The sequence below is a fragment of the Pseudomonas sp. HMWF021 genome (assembly GCF_003061005.1).
GTDB lineage: Bacteria > Pseudomonadota > Gammaproteobacteria > Pseudomonadales > Pseudomonadaceae > Aquipseudomonas.
This window is the reverse complement of sequence record NZ_QAIK01000101.1, coordinates 21456-22177: the sequence shown is the minus strand read 5'-3', so window position 1 is coordinate 22177 and position 722 is coordinate 21456. Positions and strand designations below refer to the sequence as shown.

1 protein-coding gene and 1 pseudogene are annotated in these 722 nt (G+C 62.5%); both read right to left on the bottom strand.

Annotation, left to right across the window (positions count from 1 at the left end; translation table 11 throughout):
• Window positions 1-113 (bottom strand): annotated as a pseudogene (locus tag DBR18_RS29175) (DsbE family thiol:disulfide interchange protein); the annotation flags it as partial.
• On the bottom strand, window positions 110-722 hold a 613-nt coding region (locus DBR18_RS29170), incomplete at its 5' end, for a cytochrome c-type biogenesis CcmF C-terminal domain-containing protein (RefSeq protein ID WP_305891534.1). The pseudogene DBR18_RS29175 and the gene DBR18_RS29170, both read right to left, overlap by 4 nt.

Genomic DNA, 722 nt, shown 5'->3' with positions numbered 1-722 from the left:
TTGTTGATTATCGCCGACGGCAGCTCCGCCGGATCGAGGTACAGCCCGCGATAAAGAAACACCGCCACCAGCAGGAAAATCGCCAGTGGCACCAGCATCAACCAACGTCTCATGCAGCCGCTCCTTGCAGGCCGAGGGCTTCACGCACCCGGGTTTTGACCTTGACGCGATAGCGCCGATCCAGCGCTGCCAGCAATCCGCCCAGACCGGTCAGCAGACCGCCGAACCAGATCCAGCGCACGAACGGTTTGACGTGCACCCGCACCGCCCACGCGCCGTTTTCCAGCGGCTCGCCCAGTGCGACGTAGAGATCGCGGGTGAAACCGGCGTCGATCCCGGCCTCGGTCATCATCGAACTCTGCACGGTGTACAGGCGTTTTTCCGGGTGCAGCACGCTGACTTCCTTGCCGTCGCGGATCACCCGGATGGTGCCCTTGTCGGAGGTGAAGTTCGGCCCTTCGAAGTGCTTGGCACCTTCGAAGATGAAGTGATAACCGGCCAGATCCATCGACTCGCCCGGCGCCAGACGCAGGTCGCGCTCGGCACTGTTCTGACTCGACAGCACCACACCGAGGGCGCACACGGCAATACCCAAGTGCGCGATCTGCATGCCCCAATAGCTGCGGGTCAGGGTTGGCAGGCCTTTGATCAAACCCTTGTGGCGAGTCTTGTCGAAGATGTCGCGCACACCGGCGAGCAATACCCAGGCAGCGAGCAGGAAC